Below are 20804 nucleotides of genomic sequence, written 5' to 3' on the forward strand. Positions count from 1 at the left end.
TTTTATTCTTTTTATTAATACAAACGAAAACATTTTCATTTTTACAAATATCAGCATAAATTCACAGGAAAACTTTACAATCGATTAACACTTAATTAATAATAAAGAATTATTCTTAAACATGTAAGCAATTAATATTCATTGTGTTTGGTAGATAATAGGAAAATATATATCTAGGAGGATATCAAATGAATAAGAAGAGAATCGGTAAAAAAGGTACTGCTTTCGCTTTAACTTTGGCTTTAACCATTCCTGCCCTCACACCTGCGGCAGCTGCAGGAAATAGTCAAGTAAAGATTGACTCTGTTAAATTTAATGGAATGTCTGCACCAACGACAATTGACCAAATGGTAGATACATATACAACTGCCACTGTTGATGTAAAATACAGTAATGGAAAGGTAAAAACATTCCCACTATCATACAAACGGTTATTCAAATCAGAAGATAAAGTAGCGATCAACAACGGCGAATTCATTCCAGCAGGAACTCCGATTGATTATTATGGTGACCCAATCATGGATACTAGTGTTCCTGAAAAACCAACACCATTTGTTTCGGATGCACCGGATTCTAACAGCTTATTAAATCCAATTGACGGCAAGCTATACATGGTAACACATTATGAATATCAGACATTAGATGCGGCTGGTAAATCCGCTTACGGTATTGTGCCTGCTTCGATGTCATTAACAACAATGGATCAAGATCAGAAGACTGGTGAACTGAAAGCAAAAGAAGTAAAGAAAATTGATTTTTCTGATGTGAATGGACTTTGGATTCCTTGTAATGGGTCCCTTTCACCATGGAATACTCATTTAGGATCGGAAGAATATGAGCCAGATGCTCGCAGCTTTGAACTTAATCCAAGTTCACAAGCAAGAACCCAAGTGGAAAGCTTTTCTCAGCTTTACTTTGGGGATAAATCAAAAGCAAACCCATATTTCTATGGCTACGTTCCAGAAATCCAAGTGAAGAAAAATGGGAAAGTCAAAGTAGAAAAACATTACAGTCTTGGCCGTTTTTCTCATGAATTAATGAAAATGATGCCAGATAACCGTACTGCTTACTTTGGGGATGACGGCGGAAACACAGGTTTGTTCATGTATGTAGCCGATAAAGCAGAGGATTTATCAGCTGGTACATTATATGCAGCGAAATTTGTCCAAACAGGAACAGAAAATGGCGGTGCAGGTAATTTAGAATGGATCAAGCTAGGTCATGCCAATGATAAAGAACTTAAGGCAATCATTGATGACGGCATTAAATACAGTGATATCTTTGATTCTTCTGATACGCCACAAGACGGCTATACAGCGATTAAACAATATACCAATAGTAAAGTAGAATATGTAAAACTTAAGCCTGGAATGGAAAAAGCAGCAGCATTTTTAGAATCTCGCCGCTATGCAGCCTACCGTGGTGCTACAACTGAATTCAACAAAATGGAAGGTGTTACTTATAACTCCAAAGATCAAAAGGTATATATCGCTATTTCCGACCAAAGTGGCGCCATGGAAAAAGATAGCACAGGGACTGCACCTACAGATCATATTCAATTGCCAAAGATTAAGTCAGGTGTCACGTATCAATTAGATTTACAAGGAAGTCAAAAAGATAATAATGGTAGAGGCATTCTTAGTAAATATGTAGCGACATCCATGTCAGGTTTAGTTGTCGGTGAAGACCTTGCGGCAGCAGATACTTATGGAAATACATCTAATGTGGATACAGTAGCAAATCCTGATAACCTGAGCTACTCTGAAGAAATGAGAACCTTATTTATCGGTGAAGATAGCGGCCGTCATACGAATAACTATGTGTGGGCATATAATGTAGATACGAAAGAGTTAACACGTATTTTATCAAACCCTGCAGGTGCAGAAGCCACTGGCTTGTTCGCAGCAGATGATCGTAATGGTTTCTCCTATATCATGAGTAATTTCCAACATCCTGGAGATGGATTGGAAAGTTACAACATTACTGCTGTTAATAAAGTAGATTTATTAGCAGAAATGGAAAAAGAAATTGGCATTAATAAAACAGGTGGTATTGGTTATATCGCAGGTCTACCATCATTTACAAATATGCCAGATTTCACTGCACCAGAAGCTCCAACAATTAACCAAGTTACTGACAATGCAAATGTCATAACTGGAAGTGCAGAAGCAAATGCAACAGTAAAGCTTTATATCAATGGAAAATATCAAAAGAGCACCACTGCCGATAAAAACGGTCATTACAAATTTACCATTGGGAAACAACCTGCTGGAGTAGAGATTAAAGTGACTGCGACGGATGAAGCTGGAAATGAAAGTTCAGCAAAGATTTTAAAAGTTGCCGATAAAACCGCTCCAGCGCAGCCTTCAGTTAATCAAGTAACAGATCAAGCGAAATCGGTAACAGGCAAAGCAGAAGCAAGTGCAACGGTGAAGCTTTATATTAATGGAAAGTATCAAAAGAGTTCCACCGCTGATAAAAATGGCAATTATAAATTTGACATTGCCAAGCAACGTGCCGGAGTAGAAATTAAGGTGACGGCAACCGATAAAGCTGGCAATGTAAGCAAGGTAAAGAGCGTAAAGGTTATCGATAAGACCGCTCCTGCTAAACCATCCGTAAAAACAGTAACTTTTAAATCAACTAAAGTAATAGGAAAAGCGGAAATTGGCTCAACTGTCTATGTGTATAATGGAAAAGCTTTTGCAGGCAAAGCAGTGGCTGATAAAAAAGGGAACTACTCTGTCAAAGTGAAAGTCCAGAAAAAAGGATCACGCTTAACGATTTACGCCGTAGATAAGGCTGGTAATAAGAGTAAAGCTGCTTCCGTTAAAGTAAAATAACGACAATCGCTTACTATTCATAAGTTTTACCCAAATTTTGGTTCAGTACCACGCTACTTTAAAGAAGCGGGGACTGAACCTTTTTTTTAATCTGCTGTTGTGAGAGCTCGTCATTATTTTTAATATAAAACTCTTATAAGAGCTTGTTTTGAAAAATGGTTCTTCAAAACAGTCTCTTGTTTTCATAAGAAAAATGTTTCATTTAGGACTCATGCACTACATAAGTGAATGAACCTTTTCGCCTTGTACCAGACCTCACGAATGCTCTCTGGTCGAGCAAGATACATGATCTTTTGAAAAACATCATGTAAATCTACATTTGCTTGGAAAATAGGAAGTTTTACAGATGCTGCGGTTGTATCGATAATTTGTACATCCCAAGCATAGTTTTCTTTCAATCGACCGATTGGCAGTCTTAAACTTGAAAAAAAAGTCAAGCGGTTATCGACATCATTTTAATCAATTTCCCTAAAATTCAGGGATGCACCCAAAATACTTTTAATTCGAGATATTTTTGTTGCGTTTTCCTCACTTGAGGTGTAAAGTGATAGTAACGAAAGGAAGTGAGTCATATTGATAAAAAATACACTTGGTTCACTAATTTGGCTGCGTATTGCTCGTTTTACACATCAAAGTAATTTACTATCGAATGAATTCTTAAAACAGTTTGGTATTACGGCTGCACAGTTTGATGTATTAAATCAGGTTTCGACTTATCAGCCTATAATGCAAAGCCAACTTGCTGTTAAAGTAACCGTGTCGGAAGGTGGAATTTCACGTATGCTCACTCGACTTGAGCAAGAGGGATATATACAGCGCAAGCAGGACTGGAAAACCAAATGGATTGCCCTTACTTCAAAAGGGGAAGATAAAATGCATGAAGTTTTTGAACACCAACTTACCTTTCAAACGTCCATTGTAAATGAGTGCTTAACAGAGGATGAGCAAAAAACACTATACAAGCTGATGACTAAGCTACAAAAACATACCGAAAATAAATTAGAAAATTAAGAACCTTTTACTTGTGGTAAAATGCTATGTTATTAATTTTTTATTCATCACTTGACTAGTAAATTGAGAATGGAGGAATAATCTATGAATAAAATTCCAGGACATCATCATATTTCAATGATTACAAAAAACGTAAGTCAAAATAATCACTTTTACCGACATGTGCTTGGTTTACGTCGTGTGAAAGTAACGGTGAACCAAGATGATCCGTCGATGTATCATTTATTTTACGGAGATAAAACAGGTAGCCCAGGTACTGAACTTTCATTTTTTGAAATTCCACTAGTTGGTCATACACACCGTGGTACAAATGCCATCACAAAAATTGGTTTACTCGTACCATCAGAAGCAAGTTTATCCTATTGGAAAGCACGTTTTGAGGAACACGGTGTAACCAAAAGTGGCATTACTACGTATGCCAATCATCCAGCATTACACTTCGAGGATCCTGAAGGTTTACGAATGGTACTACTTGTCTCAAACGGTGCGAAAGTAGTGCACTGGCAAACCTGGGAAAAATCCGAAGTCCCTGCCGAGCATCAAATTCAAGGAATGGGCACTACGGAAATGACAGTACGAAGACTTGATAAACTTGCAAGCACACTTACAGACATGTTTGGCTATACAGAGATAAGCCGTACAGATGACGAAGCGATTTTTCAATCAATCAAAGGAGAAGTTTTTGGAGAAATCGTCGTGAAATATTTAGACGGTCCGTCTGAAAAACCAGGCCGTGGCAGTATTCATCATTTAGCCATTCGTGTAAAAAACGAAGAAGAGCTTATCTTTTGGGAAGAGCAAGTACGAGCACGTGGCTTCCATTCATCTGGCATAGTGGATCGCTTCTACTTCAAGAGCCTATATTTCCGTGAATCAAACGGGATTTTATTTGAAATTGCAACCGATGGGCCAGGCTTCACAATTGATGGAGACATCGAAGCACTGGGTGAAAAATTAGATTTACCACCATTTTTAGAAGACCGAAGAGTTGAAATTGAAGAAAATCTAAAGCCCATTGAGGAATATTAATTAACAAACGAACAGGATCACATTAATCAAACCAAGCTTACTATTAATTATGAATTTACTAGGAGGAAAATAAAATGAACCAACTAAAAGGAATGCACCATGTAACAGCTATTACAAGTAGTGCAGAAAAGAACTATGAATTTTTCACCTATGTTTTAGGAATGCGGTTAGTTAAAAAGACAGTCAATCAAGATGATATTCAAACCTATCATTTATTCTTTGCTGATGATAAAGGCAGTGCAGGAACAGACATGACGTTCTTTGACTTCCCAGGCATTCCGAAAGGTGTACATGGTACAAACGAGATTTCAAAGTCCTCTTTCCGAGTACCAAGTGATGCAGCATTAGAGTATTGGGTAAAACGTTTTGATCGTTTAGAAGTCAAGCACACTGGAATTAAAGAGCAATTTGGCAAGAAAACTCTCTCTTTCGTTGATTTTGATGATCAGCAATATCAATTGATTTCAGATGAATTCAACAAAGGGGTGGAATCTGGAACACCATGGCAAAAAGGTCCCATTCCACTGGAATATGCAATTACCGGTTTAGGGCCCATTTTTGTCCGTATTGCGAACTTTGATTACTTTAAAGAAATGATGGAAAAAGTCCTACTATTTAAAGAGACAGATAAAGAAGGATCATTCCATTTATTTGAAGTGGGAGAAGGCGGGAATGGTGCCTCGGTCATTGTAGAATATAATGCCATTCTTCCTGAAGCCCAACAAGGTTTTGGGACGGTTCACCATGCAGCATTCCGTGTAGAGGATCGCGCTGTTTTAGAAGAATGGATTGAACGGATGAATAGTTTTGGATTCCATTCATCCGGTTATGTAAACCGTCACTTTTTTGAGTCATTATACACAAGAGTTGCACCACAAATTTTATTTGAGTTTGCCACGGATGGTCCTGGTTTTATGGGAGATGAACCTTATGAAACACTTGGGGAGAAATTATCTTTACCTCCATTCTTAGAGCCTAAACGTGCACAAATAGAAAAGTTAGTTCGCCCAATTGATACAGTGAGAAGCACTAAGGAATTCATCAAAGAATAAAGGTGAAATATTCAACCAAACAGCTATTTTCAGATTTAAAGATCGAAATAATTCCACGACTGGGTGGCTTTTAAAGGAGAGAAATAGAAGTGAATAGCAAAATCATGAAAATACAAAAATTAGGATTTCCATGGGAGACAGAAGATCCGTTCCTTATGACAGTACATCATAAAGATGCGTATCCTTCAGGAAATGACCAGCAGGGTCCTAACGTTTCATTGGAAGGCAGAAATCTTGGCGAGGATTTTACGTTGCGTGATGGTTTTAGAATGTATCATGGCACAACGGTTCCAGGATTTCCTGTACATCCCCACAGAGGTTTTGAAACGGTAACAGTCGTTCTTGAAGGCTTGGTTGATCATTTTGATTCATATGGATCCACAGGACGATTTGGGAATGGGGATGTTCAATGGATGACAGCAGGAAAGGGCTGCCAGCATACTGAAATGTTTCCTCTCGTCCATCAGGACAAAGGCAATCCACTTGAATTCTTTCAGATATGGCTCAATCTAGCTGCAAAAGATAAATTCGCTGATCCTGAATATAAAATGTTATGGGCTGAGGATATACCGGAAGTACAATCGGCTGCAGCGAATGGACAGAAAACGACCGTAAGACTGATTGCCGGAAGTGCGATGGGCAAGTCTAGTTTGGAATCAAACTCTGCTTCTTGGGCAAACGATAAAAATCATCATGTGGGGATCTACCTTATTCATATGGAGCCGGAAGCAGTCTTCACCCTGCCGTCAGTTTCAGCGACATTGACGAGAAATATATACTATTATCAGGGAGATAGACTAAATATAGACGAAACAGCAATTGAAACGTACCATCGTGTAAAGCTTGCTGGTGATCAGGAAATTACGATTAAAAATGGATCATCCGAGAGTTATATGCTGCTCCTAGAGGGTGAGCCGATACAAGAACCTGTCGTATCCTATGGACCGTTTGTCATGAATACTGAGCAGGAAATTCGCGATGCATTCAGGGATTATCAAAATACACAATTTGGAGGCTGGCCGTGGGACCGTCCAGATCCTGTAAATAAGCGTGAGTCAGGAAGATTTGCGAGCTATAAGGATGGAAGAGTTGAAAAAAGGTAACCACTATTCATTAAATGTAAGGTAGTTAAGGCAGCAGTAATGCTGCCTTTTTAGAAAAAATTTTAACTCACTGGGAACAACATTAGGGGAGGTGTGTCAAATGAAAGTGACCATTACAAAAAGCGCAGCAGAAGAACTGAACAAAAAGATTGGGGATCAAAAGGGATATCTTAAAATTCAATACGTAACTGATGGGCTTGCCTGTGGGGCAGGTGTACCTACTTTGTTGTTCATTTCATCAAAGGATGAAACTGAAGACGTTCTATTTGAAACATCCTATCGTCCAGTGATAATGGAGAAATCACAGATGATTAATTTTGATGATGATTTAACGATTGATTATTCGGATTCAGTTAATAGTTTTCAGTTAAAAAGCCCACAGCAAATCGTAAATGGAAGAATGTCGTTTATTATGTAAAAGCAAATAGAAATATAGGTTTAAATCATTGTTAACAATGAATATAACTGAAAAATAAATCATGTTTAACTCGTTGGTAACAGAACTTTGCTACTAACGGTTATCGACATTGTTTTTATCAATTTCCAAGGAAAAAGCCAAGCGGCAGAAGAGAAATGGAGTGTTGTAACCAAACGTTTAGTTAATACGGAAATTTGGGGATGCTTGTCGAAGTGTGTAATATGAGCGGAAAAGAACTGTTATTCGGCACGGTTGCGCTTAAAAGGATAAGGGAGAATCTTATTTCAGACAGGATTCTATCTAATTTTAAGGATTAAATCCTTATCTATAAGCCCATTTGCCGAATTCAATCAAACATTTGATTAGTTTTTTTAAAGTTAACCAATCGATTGTTTGAAAACGTAGTATTCCTTGGAATAAGTGGATTCTCATCATAAAGCTATTAAGAAATTTGTTGAAATATAGATAGAGGAAAAGGCATGCCTCTTTAAAATAATTTAGCCTTCGTATACTTTATTGCGGGAATTGAACTTCCTGATTTATCGGGTAAAAATGTGTTTATTGCTGCTGGGACAAATGATCCAATCTGCTCTCCAATGGAATCGGCTGAACTACAAGAGTTATTAGAAAATGCAAATGCAAAGGTAGAAAATAGAGGTCATCAATTAACAATGCAAGAAGTAGAAGCCGCTGCGACTTGGTATCGTACGGTAATGATCAAATAAATAGAATCGAAAATATTGTCGGATGGTTTGAAAGCATGGGATTACCAGGATTTATGGCATATGGAGTTGCTTTGCTCGAAATCGTGGGTGGTGTCGCGTTAATTGTTGGATTAGCAACAAGATTTATATCTGCGTTGTTTGTACTACTAATGATAGGAGCCACACTAAAGGTGAAACTTGCGGTTGGTTTATTAGGAAATGGTCAAATGGCTGGATATGAATTAGATTTAGCATTTTTAGCAATGGCAGTTTATCTTGTAATCAATGGAAGCAAACTATTATCAGTTAGCCAATTGATTCTCCAAAAAGATTCAAATGAGTTCAAATGAGTTGCTTAATAAATGAATGTAAATTTTAGATGAGGAAATAATAGGATGGTGTATTATCGTGGGATTTTTATCTAAATTATTTGGAAATTCATCTGATAAGGAGATAGAAAAAATGATAAATGTAAAATTAGCAGTGATTTATTACAGCATGGGTGGTACAAACTATCAATTAGCAAAATGGGCCGAAGAAGGAGCAAAAGAAGTTGGTGCAGAGGTAAAAGTATTAAAAGTGCCTGAACTAGCTCCACAATCCGCTATCGAAGGAAATCCTGTTTGGAAAGCTACAGTTGAAAAAACAAAGGATGTATCAGAGGTTAAATTAGAAGACCTAGAATGGGCAGATGCCATTATTTTCAGTGTACCAACTCGCTTTGGTAATATGCCATCACAAATGAAACAATTCCTAGATACTACCGGTGGTCTTTGGTTTAATGGAAAGCTTGTAAATAAAGTTGTGAGCGCCATGTCTTCAGCTCAAAACGCACATGGCGGTCAAGAGGCAACAATACTATCACTCTATACAACAATGTATCATTGGGGTGCAATTGTTGCTGCTCCTAGCTATACTGATCCAGTTACATTTGGTGCCGGTGGCAACCCATATGGAACAAGTGTTACAGTTGGTCAAGATGGGAAAATGATTGAAGATGTACAGGCAGCGGTTAAGCACCAAGCAAAACGTACAGTTACAGTTGCAGAATGGGTTAAAAAAGCAAATCAATAATTTTACCAGCTAATCAAGTAAAACTTGATTAGCTCTTTTTATAAATACCGTAAAATAGCTTTAATTTTTACCCGATACCATAATAGTTCAGACGACGCCTTATATCTGCGAAGAAAAATAGAAACCAATAATAAAGATTATCTGTCCGGAATGCTTTTTTTTGACAATAAAATTTATCTTGGTTACAATTATCTCGAATTAAAAATATTAGTTGAAAGAAAGGAAGATGTTAAATGCCGAAAATTGGAATTTTACTTGGTAGTTTGCGTAAAGAATCTTTTTCTAAAAAGATTGCAGCTAATGTTGCTGCTTTATTTCCTAAAGGATATGAAACAGAAATTGTAGAAATCGGAAATCTCCCTTTATATAATCAAGATTTTGATGATGAAAACAATGTTCCAGCAGAATATACCGCCTTTAGAAATACGATGAAAGAAATCGACGCTGTTTTATTTGTAACTCCTGAATATAATCGTTCTGTTCCAGCTGTATTAAAAAACGCGCTAGATGTAGGATCCCGTCCATATGGAGCAAGTGTATGGAATGCCAAACCGGCAGCCATTATCAGCCAATCTCCTGGTAATTTGAGCGCATTTGGTGCAAACCATCATTTACGTCAATCACTTGTGTTCTTAAATATGCCAATCGTTCAACAGCCGGAAGCTTATATTGGCAATGTTGCTGCGTTATTAGATGAAAACGGCAAAATTAAAGATGAAAAAACTGTTCAATTCTTACAATCTTTCGCAGATGCATTTGTTGATTTGATTAAGAAATTTCAATCGTAAAAATTTTTGACTATTTAACCAAAGAATATGAAATGATCTCTAGCAGAAGTAAGAAAAAGTTGGAGCATATAGCAGAAGAAATCCGGTTATATATTCCAACTTTTGTTGTTTTGGAAGAAAGAATTAATGACTAATTAATAACGCTGGAAAACCTTTTAATAAATTTAAGCTAAGGAGTGGAAAAAGTTGATTGAACTTTATCCTGCAGGTAAACGCTACACAGTAAAAAATGATTGGCTGGAGAGTAATCTAGGTTTTTCCTTTGGTGAATATTATGATCCATCTAATATCCAATTTGGTCCGTTACGTGTCTTTAACGACGACACCGTTCAGCCGGGAAAAGGCTTTGGGATTCATCCACATCGTGAAGCGGAAATTGTTTCTATTGTATTGAAGGGACAGCTTAAACATGAAGATAACTTAGGAAATTCCGGAATTATTAGTCGTGGAAATATTCAGCGTATAAGTGCTGGAACTGGTGTGCTTCATTCCGAATTTAACGCGTCCAATCAGGAAGAAGTACAATTTTTACAATTATGGTTTTTACCGAATGAAAAGAAGCTAATCCCGTCCTATGAAGACATTTCATATGATATTGAACACTTACATAATCACTTATTACCGGTAATATCCCGTACCAGCTCAGATCGGGTGGCTAAAATCCATCAAGATTTAACCCTTTACTTATCAAAGCTAGAAGACAAGAAGACACTTAACTTTCGACAGGAAACAGGCAGGAAGATTTATGTCTTTAATATAGAGGGGGAAATATCAATAAATAAGGATTCCATTTTAAAGTCCCGGGACGCAGCTCGAATCACTGACACCCATGAAATTACCATTCAGGGAAATAAAGATAGTTTCTTTTTATTAATTGATTTACCTGGAGGCGAATTTTAATGTTGATGATTCGTCATTCTATAGGCAGCCGATTGCTATGTCAAACTAATAGATACACTATTGAAAAAAAAGACCACCATTGGTTGATCTCGTTGCCTGTTGATGTGGAAATCGCTTCGGGAATTTTGGATTTTCAGGATGAGTTAAATATATTTGAAGTAAAGGAAAACGAAAAGATCTGGTATTACTCCTCTGATGCACAAATTAATTTTCAATCTAAGGAAAAACAATTGATGATCCTTGCTGATCATAAAACTGTCTATCCGACTCAATGAAAGAAGTTGCATCAATAGAAATAGAAAAAAAGGGCACTTTTTAATACCTCATCAGGAGAAAATATAAAAAACGAATATGACTGTACGAATCTACTTTGCCACCGTCATATTCGTTTGCAAAAACACTGACTTTTAATATGGATTCTGATATGATTTTAGGCCTTTCTTATTTTTAAGATTTGAGTAAGGGCCACGGATAAAACAAGCCCAACAGCAATTGCACCAGCTGTCATTAATGCTCTCGCGGCAAACTGAATAGCTAAGTCATAATGATCTTCAACAAAGTTTCTTGTTGCATTATACGCTAAACCACCAGGAACTAAAGGTATTATTCCTGGAATGGTAAATACTATAGTCGGCATTTTATAAATCTTTGCAAATATTTGACTAATTATACCGATAAAAAATGTTGCAGTTAAAGTGGCCAAGACTGCATCAATGTTATTGCTATCCAGCAAAATAAGTAAAAGTCTACTTATCATACCAACCAAGCAACATTGTAATAAAGAATTTAGTGGAACATTAAAAATTACTGCAAATGCTCCTGAAACAATAAAGTTTGTTAAAATCTGTACTATCATTTTGATAATTCCTTTCACATTAAAAAAGTGAAAAAACGATTGCGATGCCTGAGGAAATTGCAAATGCGGTTAAGGATGCTTCGGCACCTTTTGATAAGCCGGATACGAGGTGTCCTGCCATTAAATCCCTTACCGCATTGGTAATTAGAAGGCCTGGGACTAGAGGCATAACTGAAGAAATGATAATATTTGATAGATCATGGCCTACACCAATGTTTATAAAAAAATATGACATTAGTCCAATTACAAGAGACGCTAAAAATTCCGCAAAGAACTTTATATTCAGTAATCGGTCAAGATATATTAGGCATGAAAAACCTGACCCTCCTATAATGAATGAAGACAAAAAGTCATTCCATCCGCCATTAAACATAATTAAGGAAAAGCCGCTTGCTATAGAAGCTGAAGCAATGGTTATAGACAAGGGATACTGAGGATTTCCCTCTTCAATTTGTATTAACATTTTGTAAGCTTCTTCTGCTGAGATATTACCCTTACTAATGCTTCTAGAAATATTGTTTACTATGATAACTTTGTTTAAATTCGTTGTGCGTTTGGTTATTCTTAGCAATTTTGTTTTCTCAGCACCATGTAAAGAAAATATAATTCCGGTCGGTGTAACATAGCATTGGGGATCATTGCCACCAAAAGACCTAGCCATCCGCATCATAGTATCTTCCACTCGATAGGTCTCAGCCCCACTTTGTAACATAATTTTTCCAGCTAGTAAACATACTTCATCAATTTGATTCGTTTCTTTCCTATAATACATCGTTCTTCGCTCCTGTGGTAAAGTAAGTGCCTTCTTAAGGTGTCCAATACGGATATGAAATGCTCAATGCTAATGAAGGTAAATAATTGAAAAAAACATTAAATATTGACGAGTAAATGCCTGCCAATAACTAGAAGATTGGTTTAAGTTTTTACTAATTTGTATTCCTTAATCGGGATATCAATTAAAAGTGAAGGAAATAATAAACATGGAAAAAATGAAAACTTAACGAGTAAGGAGAAAAACAAAACAATGACCCAACAACCCTTATTTACATCATCAGCAACAGCTGTAGGAGGAAGACAAGGCAGAGTTGAATCGAGTGATGGCAATATAAAATTTGATCTAGCAATGCCAGGATCTCCTCGAGCGAAAGAGTTACCCAATGCTACAAATCCTGAACAATTATTTGCTGCTGGATACTCCGCTTGTTTTGATGGAGCTTTACAACATATGGCTAGGAAAGAACATATCAAATTCGAATCACAAGTAACAGCAAATGTTAGGTTCTTAAACGATGAAGATGATCAAGGATATAAAATTGCTGTAACGTTACAAGTAAAAGGAACTGGTATTGAAAAAGAAAATTTAGAAGACCTTGTACATAAGGCGCACGAATTCTGCCCATATTCAAAAGCAACAAGAGGGAATATTGACGTAACTCTAGAGGTTATTGAATAATACGGATTCGGCAGTTTGGACCATTTTTATACATAAAAGAAAAGGAGAAATAAAACTATGTCAAAGGTAAAGCTTGCAATCATTTACTATAGTTCAACAGGTACAAATTTCCAATTGGCTCAATGGGCTGCAGAGGGGGCACATGAGTTTGGGGCAGAGGTGAAGGTCTTAAAAGTACCAGAATTAGCTCCTCAATCTGTTATTGATTCCAATCCTGCATGGAAAAACTATGTTGAGGAAGTTGCAGTATGCGTACCAACTGTATCACTTAGTGATTTAGAATGGGCAGATGCCATAATTTTCAGTGTACCAACTCGCTTTGGTAATATGCCCTCACAAATGAAACAATTCCTAGATACAACAGGCGGTCTTTGGTTTAATGGAAAACTAGTGAATAAGGTTGTAAGTGCAATGGTTTCCGCACAAAACCCTCACGGCGGTCAAGAGGCAACCATTTTATCACTTTATACGACTATGTATCACTGGGGTGCAATTGTCGCTGCTCCTGGTTATACTGATCCAGTTACATTTGGTGCAGGTGGTAACCCATATGGAACAAGCGTTTCAGTTGGTCAAGATGGAAAAATGATAGAAGATGTTCAGGCAGCGGTTAAACACCAAGCAAAACGTACAGTTACAGTTGCAGAATGGGTAAAAAAAGCTAATCAATAATTTTTTAATAAAAAACTAATCGGAAACTTCGATTAGTTTTTCTATTTTTAGACATTAGATTTTTTAATACAAAACTAATAATGGTCTTCAGCAAAATGATTAATCCCTTTTCCTACGTAATGAGTCCCAAACATCTCATTAGCATAAATGACACCCAATCCGTAAGAACCCCCGTGCTGCCTAACAATATCGAGTGTTCCATTGTAGGTGTCTTTAATAGCCCAATCACGTTGTAATTCTAGCAAATATTGCAGCCAAGTGAGTGGATGTGCTCCAGCTTGTGTCATACGTATAACGGCCATATCGTGGGTCTCTTTACTCATCCCACCTGAGGCATCCGTGACAAAATACACCTCATAGCCGTCAGAGATAGCGCTCAAAACCGGTTCGAGCAAACACACCTCTGTCCACATACCAGCGATGACTATTTTTTCTTTTCCATATGCATTGATTTGTCTTACTACTCTTGGATCTTCCCATGCGTTCATCGTTGTTCGATCAATAGGTTTTTGATCAGGAAAGACTGATTGGATTTCCGATAAAGTTTTACCGCTGAAAGTTGCCGCGGTTATTGATGTCAATATAGTAGGGATACTGAATAATTTTGCGGTTTTTGCTAATCCGGCGATATTGTTGCGTAGAACTGCACTATCATGTGATTGGACTGAAAAAACCATTTGTGGTTGATGGTCGGTTAACATCAGAATATGGTCAGTCGGAGTAAGCAAATACTGGGAACGGCGGCCTGTTGTGGTACTCTTTGAACTTCGAGGGACTGCGGAAGGAATACCATAAAACTGATTTCTACAAATTGGGCACCAATAAACAGCAGGATTCAAGTTAATACCCCCATTATTTTCGGGACAAATAAAATTAAATTCATCAAAGTATATGCATATAGACAATAAGGAGTGAATTACTCTTGCTAATATATCTTTCAAACAATTTAGAGTAGGTATAAATAGTTTTTTTAAGGTAATTTTAAAAATAATAATGCAAAAAAGGATGATATCTTATGGAGAAAAAGTTGTTAAATTTACTTACTGGTTTGTGTGTAGTTGCCCTGCCATTCTTATTTAGAGGTCCAAAAATGAGAGAAAATCTTCTTATTTTTTTCTCGAAAGGGGTTCTTGCGACTCTGGTTGATGCTTATGTTGTCGGAACCAAAAAAATTGAATATCCAGTTCGCCCCTTTGGGAAAATTTTCAAAACTAACATTATTTATGATATGTTGTTTTTTCCTATTTTAAGTGTTATTTGGGTGAAAATGTCCTATAATGATAATTTTGGAAAAATTTTATTAAAAAGTTTAGCATTCAGTGTTCCGATGAGTATCGGTCAGTGGTATTTTGAAAAGAATTCTAGATTATTTAAATGGAAAAAATGGTCACCATTCCATACATTCGGGAGTGTGAGTTTTACTTTATTTACGATTAGAGGTTTGGTGGGATTAATAAAAAAGTTAGATAAAATAAAGGGTAATCAAAATATAACCGAATAATAAAGGTTGATATTATGAATAAAACGAATAAGTTAGAAGCAATTCTTTGGAGTATTGCCTTTCCAGGTTTTGGTCAACTTTTAAATGGTCACCTTTTAAAAGGAGTTTTGTTTATCCTTTTAGAATTCATCATTAATGTAAACAGTTTATTTAATCAAGCGATCATGTTTAGTTTTCTTGGGAAGATAAATGAAGCTGCCAGAGTGGTTGATTACCAATGGCTTATGTTTTATCCATGTGTTTATATGTTTGCTATGTATGATGCCTATAAATATGCGGAAGGTGAGAATCCTCGGTTATCGTTTGTCCCATTTGCTTTTGGAGCCTATTTTGTCACAGTAGGTCTTATGTACTCTCCAAAAGTGTTTTTCGGTATATCATTTGGTCCTATTTGGCTTCCTATATTGTCTTTGATACCTGGGTTAGGAATTGGATTTATAATTCGTTATATATTAATAAAAATTTCTTCTAAAACTAATTATAGTGGGAGACCTTCTTGATTTCAAAAGAGCCTATCTACATGGGCTCTTTATTTTTGAGGCACATTAGCTGGTTTTTTTGGTTTAACTTTCCTTTTTATATTAATCGAACAACCAAGTAATACTATTAATAAATAATGTAAAAGGAGAAAATTTATGTTCAGGACTATTTTAGTGTTTTTGTTCCTTTTAATGTATTTCAATAAACCTTCCCTTACTTATGCCCAAGTCATACATGAAACGAAAGCAGGGGACACTTTAAGTAAAATCGCCATTCAATACAACACAAGAGTAGAAGAGATTGCAGAAATTAACGGATTAAAAAAGGATGCGCATTTAGTATTGGGACAAGCTTTGTTAATTCCTGGTTCAACATACATGGTACAGCCTGGAGACAGCATAGCGAAAATTGCCAATCGCCATGCAATTAGTGCAGGAAAATTAATGAATTATAATCACCTGCAAAGAACACTTATTATCCCTGGACAAAAATTATACATGCCTCGTCCATCAAAAATGAAAATATGGGCAGGAACCTACTATGTTCCTAAGGATAAAACTACGAATACAAAAATGATTGAAAGTTATAAAGATACACTCTCTGGTCTATTTGTTTTTGATTATCATCCAAACGAGAAAGGGCAGCTTATCAAAGTAAATGAGAACGAGGCTCATAAGATTGCGTGGAAAAAGAATATATTTCCCTATGCTACTGTAACAAACATTAGTTTAAAAGGATATGATCCAAATCTTATTCACAAGATACTGAGTAACTCGAATTTAAGGAAATCATTCATAAATAATATTTATACTTTGCTGGATAGCCAGGATTACAAGGGCATTGTTATCGATTTTGAAATGGTTAGACCTCAAGACAGGGAGAACTTAAATCAGTTTATTAAACAATTGACCGAAAAACTCCATCGTTCGAAAATGCAGGTCTTAATGGCTATGCCTCCTATGACAGGGGATAAAATGCCTGCATATTACGGTGGCTATGATTACTCGACGCTGGGAAAATACGTGGATCAATTGTTTTTAATGACCTATAACTGGCATTGGCCGGGTGGTCCGTCGGGCCCTATTGCTCCTATAAGCGAGATACGCCCCGTACTAAAATATGCAGTGTCCGCAGCCCCTAGATCTAAACTTATGCTTGGCATACCACAATATGCCTATGATTGGTCTGTTACAGCAGGAAAAAGGACGGGAATCTCCTATTCTACACAACGAGCAATTGATCAGTTTATGAGTCATGAAAGTCAAATTAATTATGATCAAAAGGCAGGATCACCTTGGTTTAGATATGTAGAACAAAATGGAACGTTACATGAAGTATGGTTTGAAGATCCAAGGAGTCTTCTTGCAAAGTTTCGGCTTGTTAGGGAATTTGGTTTAGGAGGAATGGGATGCTGGCATTTAGGTACCTCTATGCCACAAACAGAGGAGATCGTAAAAGAGGAATTTTCTATTCAATAGGTTTAAAAGGAAAAAACAGTAGATGGAGGGAAACAGATGGACAGTCAAAATTGCGATTTTTCACCAATGAAACAAAATCTAGAAGATGGAATTCAACACCTAATTCAACTACTCCAATCAAATTTAAAAGTACTCGGAAACGAAAACTATTGTGTTCTGGGAAGTCTAGAGGATGTTAAAGAACAGCTGAATTCAATTGAATCAATGGCGGCCTCTTTTTATTTAAATTGTTATTTATCGTCCTTTACTGACACATATGAGGATTTAACCGCTACAGCTCAGCATCTATCGAAACGTAAACATGGTGGGTTGATTGTAATTGAACGAAGTGACTCTCTTGACAACATTATCCAAAAGGGAACAACTATAGGTGCAATGGTAACACCAAAGTTATTAGAATCCATTTTTTATCCGGGTAACCCGCTGCATGATGGGGCAGTATTAATCAGAGGTAACGTAGTTTATTCAGCAGCTAATATTCTTCCATTAACTAAGATGATTACAGAAAAAAAACTTGGCACACGTCACCGTGCTGCTATAGGAGTATCGGAACAAAGTGATGCTCTTGCACTGGTTGTTTCTGAAGAAACAGGTAAAATTTCATTTGCCTTAAACGGAAAATTATATCCAATTAACACGACACAACAAATTGTGTTCTAAAGTATCTAAAAGGGTTAAGAAAAATTTTTTCAGGAGGATTTTTATGGCTAAGAATTTATTGATATTGATCATTGCAGCTTATATGGTAGTAATGACTCCTATATTGACTTACGCTCAAGTCATCCATGAAGTGAAGTCAGGAGATAGCCTTACCAAAATATCAAAACAATACAAAATTGACAGAGATAAACTTGCTAAACTAAATGGTTTAGCTAAGAATAGCCAATTAGTCCTTGGCCAGGCGATGTTAATACCTGGTTCAACTTATTTTGTACAAGCGGGTGACAGTATATGGGCGATTGCTAATCGTCATGCCATTAGCGAAGAAACATTAATGCAACAAAATCATTTAAACAGTCGTGTCATTGTGCCCGGCCAGAAATTAAGTATTCCTCGCCCTCCAAAAATGAATGTATGGACCGGAACCTATTTTGTTCCAAAAGATAAGAATACCAACGCTTGGATGCTGAATAATTATAAAAAGACCCTTTCAAGTATTTTCGTGTTTGAGTATCGTTCCGATGAACAAGGCAACATCATTGAAACACCAGAAAACCAGGCTCACAAGATTGCTTGGAAGGAGAACCTCTCACCATATGCTACAATGACAAATTTAAGTGAAAAAGGGTTTGATCCAAATCTTACTCATCGATTAATAAGTACGCCTTGGTTAAGGAAAAAGCTGGTTAATAATATCTATTCCCTTTTAGATAGTCATGATTACAAAGGGATTGTCGTTGACTTTGAACAAGTGAAAACGCAAGATCGAGAAAACCTCAATCTGTTTATTAAAGAATTAGCTGCAAAGCTTCATCCAGCAGGAATGGAAGTTATGATGGCCGTTCCGCCAAAAGAAGGAGATCGGGTCCCATCCTATTCCACAGCCTATGATTACAAAACGCTGGGGAAAAATCTGGATAAAATGTTTTTGATGACATATGATTGGCATTGGCCAGGAGGGCCTTCTGGTCCAATTGCCCCAATAGACAGAGTCAAAGCCACGCTGGATTATGCTGTCTCAGTTGTTGATAGATCGAAGCTGATGCTCGGAATTCCGCAATATGCGTATGATTGGGTAATAGGGAGTAATAAGCGTTCTGGCTCTGCATATTCAACCCAACATGCAATTGACTTATATACTGGATATCAAAGTCCGATTCACTATGATGAAAATGCTGCTGCCCCATCATTTCGTTATGTTGACAACAAAGGAAAGTTACATGAAGTGTGGTTTGAAGACCCGCGAAGCTTGCTTGTTAAACTCCGTGTTATTCGACAATATGGATTAGCGGGGATGGGCTGCTGGCACCTTGGTCTAACTATGCCTCAGACCGAGGAAATGATACTAGATGAATTCAATGTGTATTAATGGTACCAAAAAAAGGAGGTAAAAATCCTTGAATGATAAAAAAGTGGTTGGAGAAAAGGCTGTAGAATATGTGAAAGATGGTATGGTAGTAGGGCTTGGAACGGGGTCTACTGTATTTCATACCATTACTAAGCTTGGAAAATTGGTTGAAGAGGGACTGTCTATTAAAGGGATTCCAACTTCAAACCAAACGGAGAAATTGGCAAAACAAATAGGAATCCCACTTGTTACATTTAATGAAATAGAACAAATTGATTTGGCAATCGATGGCGCAGATGAAGTTGATGATGATTTTAATCTCATAAAAGGAGGAGGAGGTGCCCTTTTAAGAGAGAAAATTATCGCAAAAGCAGCTAAATCTTTTATCGTTATAGCCGACCCCCACAAAAGGGTAAATAAATTAGGGTCATTCCCACTTCCGGTAGAAGTGGTGCCTTTTGGCTATGAAATGACGATGAAACATATCCAAGACTTTGGATGTAGCCCACAGCTAAGGCAAAACAATGGGATCCCATTTTTAACCGATAATGGTAATTATATTATTGATTGCAAATTCCCCATAATAGGCCAACCTGGTGAACTTGAGAAAAACTTGAATCTGACCCCGGGTGTTGTCGAAAATGGACTTTTTGTTGGAATGGCCGAAAAAGTAATTACTTGAATAGAGAAAAGAGCATTAGCATTAATGGACGAGTATAACCCCTTCATGATTTACATGAAGGGGTTTATGATTTTTTCTATATAGTGCTAGAGGGCAGTAAAAATTAGGTAATTGACTTATTCACCTTAATTAACTATAATATTAAATATAACAAAGTTACTTTTTATACACTTGTTACTTTTCGTTTAAAAACTTTATTATATATAGAAAAATAAAAAGGTGAGGTCTTTATAATGAACTTGTTAGAATCAAAGGTTATCCAAACTAAGGTTGAAAAGGAAATATTTATTGACGAAATTTCAAACATTGAACTTAGTGGTTTTCAATATCCAAATAAGAACATTCCTTATTATGAAATGATGGTTGGCGTAGATTTAATGCGGATACGGAATAATGAATTTTACGGAACGAAAAAAAGCTACTTTGGTTTAAGAATTACAGAGGATTTACAATCGATCGTTGTATTTGATCCGGATCAACAAAGTATCTTTGCAGTTAAGAATGAACTGGAAAAGCAGGCTGCAATCGAACTAATTGGTTATTTATTAATTGAATCTCCAAAATTCAAGGAATTAGTAAGGCAAATGATCTATAATAATAAACAAGCAAACGTTGTTAGTGATATAGAAATCCAGGAACATAAGGCAAAACTTTCAGTGTTAGAAGGATTATTAAACGTTCCTAATCTAGATGTTAAAATTGCGAAAAAGATAGCTTGTTGATAATTTTTTTTCTGATTCCAATAAAAAAGG

General features: G+C 36.6%; 23 protein-coding genes and 2 pseudogenes. 21 read left to right on the forward strand and 4 right to left on the reverse strand.

The features are described from left to right. The first annotated feature begins 188 nt into the window (after nucleotides 1–188). Nucleotides 189–2843, forward strand: a complete 2655-nt coding sequence (locus tag BSO02S_RS18515; protein ID WP_142303772.1) for an Ig-like domain-containing protein — start codon at nucleotides 189–191, stop codon at nucleotides 2841–2843. A 216-nt stretch (nucleotides 2844–3059) separates the two neighbouring features. On the opposite strand, the pseudogene BSO02S_RS26530 reads toward BSO02S_RS18515, so the two are convergent. After that, a pseudogene (locus BSO02S_RS26530) lies at nucleotides 3060–3265 on the reverse strand (guanine deaminase); the annotation flags it as partial. A gap of 151 nt (nucleotides 3266–3416) precedes the next feature. On the opposite strand from BSO02S_RS26530, the gene BSO02S_RS18520 reads away from it, so the two are divergent. From BSO02S_RS18520 to BSO02S_RS18565, 11 genes and pseudogenes are all read left to right on the forward strand, one after another. Continuing rightward, entirely contained in the window at nucleotides 3417–3854 is a 438-nt protein-coding gene (locus BSO02S_RS18520; RefSeq protein ID WP_066070833.1) for a MarR family winged helix-turn-helix transcriptional regulator, read from the forward strand. An 84-nt stretch (nucleotides 3855–3938) separates the two neighbouring features. Then, nucleotides 3939–4883 carry a ring-cleaving dioxygenase gene (locus BSO02S_RS18525; RefSeq protein ID WP_066070836.1) on the forward strand — a complete coding sequence of 315 codons (945 nt, stop codon included), beginning with the start codon at nucleotides 3939–3941 and terminating at the stop codon, nucleotides 4881–4883. Nucleotides 4884–4957: 74 nt separating this feature from the next. After that, nucleotides 4958–5935, forward strand: coding sequence for a ring-cleaving dioxygenase (locus tag BSO02S_RS18530; RefSeq protein WP_066070838.1), 978 nt, complete (start codon nucleotides 4958–4960; stop codon nucleotides 5933–5935). A gap of 89 nt (nucleotides 5936–6024) precedes the next feature. Next, entirely contained in the window at nucleotides 6025–7038 is a 1014-nt protein-coding gene (locus tag BSO02S_RS18535; RefSeq protein ID WP_066070842.1) for a pirin family protein, read from the forward strand. Between the two features lie 100 nt (nucleotides 7039–7138). Further along, entirely contained in the window at nucleotides 7139–7456 is a 318-nt protein-coding gene (locus BSO02S_RS18540; RefSeq protein WP_066070845.1) for an iron-sulfur cluster biosynthesis family protein, read from the forward strand. A 521-nt stretch (nucleotides 7457–7977) separates the two neighbouring features. Continuing rightward, nucleotides 7978–8181: pseudogene (locus tag BSO02S_RS26535) on the forward strand (alpha/beta hydrolase); the annotation flags it as partial. Continuing rightward, nucleotides 8154–8510 (forward strand): DoxX family protein, encoded by a 357-nt coding sequence (locus BSO02S_RS18545; protein WP_066070847.1) that lies wholly within the window; start codon nucleotides 8154–8156, stop codon nucleotides 8508–8510. The pseudogene BSO02S_RS26535 and the gene BSO02S_RS18545, both read left to right, overlap by 28 nt. Before the next feature lie 112 nt (nucleotides 8511–8622). Then, the gene (gene wrbA / locus BSO02S_RS18550; RefSeq protein WP_066071009.1) at nucleotides 8623–9234 is read left to right on the forward strand and encodes an NAD(P)H:quinone oxidoreductase; all 612 of its coding nucleotides are present in this window, start codon (nucleotides 8623–8625) and stop codon (nucleotides 9232–9234) included. A 233-nt stretch (nucleotides 9235–9467) separates the two neighbouring features. Continuing rightward, nucleotides 9468–10022, forward strand: coding sequence for an NADPH-dependent FMN reductase (locus BSO02S_RS18555; protein WP_066070850.1), 555 nt, complete (start codon nucleotides 9468–9470; stop codon nucleotides 10020–10022). A 186-nt stretch (nucleotides 10023–10208) separates the two neighbouring features. Next, nucleotides 10209–10922, forward strand: coding sequence for a pirin family protein (locus BSO02S_RS18560; RefSeq protein ID WP_066070853.1), 714 nt, complete (start codon nucleotides 10209–10211; stop codon nucleotides 10920–10922). Next, on the forward strand, nucleotides 10922–11197 hold the full coding sequence (locus tag BSO02S_RS18565; RefSeq protein WP_066070856.1) for a hypothetical protein: 276 nt from the start codon (nucleotides 10922–10924) through the stop codon (nucleotides 11195–11197). Before BSO02S_RS18560 ends, BSO02S_RS18565 begins: the two co-directional genes overlap by 1 nt. A 155-nt stretch (nucleotides 11198–11352) precedes the next feature. Here BSO02S_RS18565 and BSO02S_RS18570 read toward each other — a convergent pair whose 3' ends face one another. Together BSO02S_RS18570 and BSO02S_RS18575 are read right to left on the reverse strand one after the other, a co-directional pair. Next, nucleotides 11353–11778, reverse strand: coding sequence for a threonine/serine exporter family protein (locus BSO02S_RS18570; protein WP_066070858.1), 426 nt, complete (start codon nucleotides 11776–11778; stop codon nucleotides 11353–11355). A gap of 19 nt (nucleotides 11779–11797) precedes the next feature. Then, nucleotides 11798–12550 (reverse strand): threonine/serine exporter family protein, encoded by a 753-nt coding sequence (locus tag BSO02S_RS18575; RefSeq protein ID WP_066070861.1) that lies wholly within the window; start codon nucleotides 12548–12550, stop codon nucleotides 11798–11800. Nucleotides 12551–12802: 252 nt separating this feature from the next. Here BSO02S_RS18575 and BSO02S_RS18580 point away from each other — a divergent pair, with 252 nt between their 5' ends. Both BSO02S_RS18580 and wrbA (BSO02S_RS18585) read left to right on the forward strand, forming a co-directional pair. Beyond that, the gene (locus BSO02S_RS18580; RefSeq protein WP_066071012.1) at nucleotides 12803–13231 is read left to right on the forward strand and encodes an organic hydroperoxide resistance protein; all 429 of its coding nucleotides are present in this window, start codon (nucleotides 12803–12805) and stop codon (nucleotides 13229–13231) included. 57 nt (nucleotides 13232–13288) lie between these two features. Continuing rightward, on the forward strand, nucleotides 13289–13903 hold the full coding sequence (gene wrbA, locus BSO02S_RS18585) for an NAD(P)H:quinone oxidoreductase (protein WP_066070863.1): 615 nt from the start codon (nucleotides 13289–13291) through the stop codon (nucleotides 13901–13903). A 74-nt stretch (nucleotides 13904–13977) separates the two neighbouring features. Here the strand turns inward: wrbA (BSO02S_RS18585) and BSO02S_RS18590 are convergent, their stop codons facing one another. Then, on the reverse strand, nucleotides 13978–14604 hold the full coding sequence (locus BSO02S_RS18590) for a hydrolase (RefSeq protein WP_169802771.1): 627 nt from the start codon (nucleotides 14602–14604) through the stop codon (nucleotides 13978–13980). Nucleotides 14605–14918: 314 nt separating this feature from the next. Here BSO02S_RS18590 and BSO02S_RS18595 point away from each other — a divergent pair, with 314 nt between their 5' ends. The 7 genes from BSO02S_RS18595 (at nucleotide 14919) to BSO02S_RS18625 (ending at nucleotide 20774) form a co-directional block, all read left to right on the forward strand. After that, the gene (locus BSO02S_RS18595; RefSeq protein WP_066070866.1) at nucleotides 14919–15404 is read left to right on the forward strand and encodes a CBO0543 family protein; all 486 of its coding nucleotides are present in this window, start codon (nucleotides 14919–14921) and stop codon (nucleotides 15402–15404) included. Nucleotides 15405–15418: 14 nt separating this feature from the next. Then, complete coding sequence (locus BSO02S_RS18600; protein WP_066070869.1) at nucleotides 15419–15904, forward strand: hypothetical protein; 486 nt, start codon at nucleotides 15419–15421, stop codon at nucleotides 15902–15904. A 135-nt stretch (nucleotides 15905–16039) separates the two neighbouring features. Continuing rightward, on the forward strand, nucleotides 16040–17362 hold the full coding sequence (locus tag BSO02S_RS18605) for a glycosyl hydrolase family 18 protein (protein WP_066070873.1): 1323 nt from the start codon (nucleotides 16040–16042) through the stop codon (nucleotides 17360–17362). Between the two features lie 36 nt (nucleotides 17363–17398). Continuing rightward, nucleotides 17399–18022 carry a sporulation-specific diadenylate cyclase CdaS gene (cdaS, locus tag BSO02S_RS18610; RefSeq protein WP_066070876.1) on the forward strand — a complete coding sequence of 208 codons (624 nt, stop codon included), beginning with the start codon at nucleotides 17399–17401 and terminating at the stop codon, nucleotides 18020–18022. 43 nt (nucleotides 18023–18065) lie between these two features. Next, nucleotides 18066–19391, forward strand: a complete 1326-nt coding sequence (locus BSO02S_RS18615; RefSeq protein WP_066070879.1) for a glycosyl hydrolase family 18 protein — start codon at nucleotides 18066–18068, stop codon at nucleotides 19389–19391. A 28-nt stretch (nucleotides 19392–19419) separates the two neighbouring features. Further along, nucleotides 19420–20052 (forward strand): ribose-5-phosphate isomerase RpiA, encoded by a 633-nt coding sequence (gene rpiA / locus BSO02S_RS18620; protein ID WP_066070882.1) that lies wholly within the window; start codon nucleotides 19420–19422, stop codon nucleotides 20050–20052. A 233-nt stretch (nucleotides 20053–20285) separates the two neighbouring features. After that, nucleotides 20286–20774: a hypothetical protein gene (locus tag BSO02S_RS18625; RefSeq protein WP_066070885.1), complete on the forward strand. Its 489-nt coding sequence runs from the start codon at nucleotides 20286–20288 to the stop codon at nucleotides 20772–20774. The last annotated feature ends 30 nt before the right edge of the window (nucleotides 20775–20804 follow it).

It is taken from the genome of Neobacillus soli NBRC 102451, assembly GCF_001591665.1.
Taxonomy (GTDB): domain Bacteria; phylum Bacillota; class Bacilli; order Bacillales; family Cytobacillaceae; genus Neobacillus; species Neobacillus soli.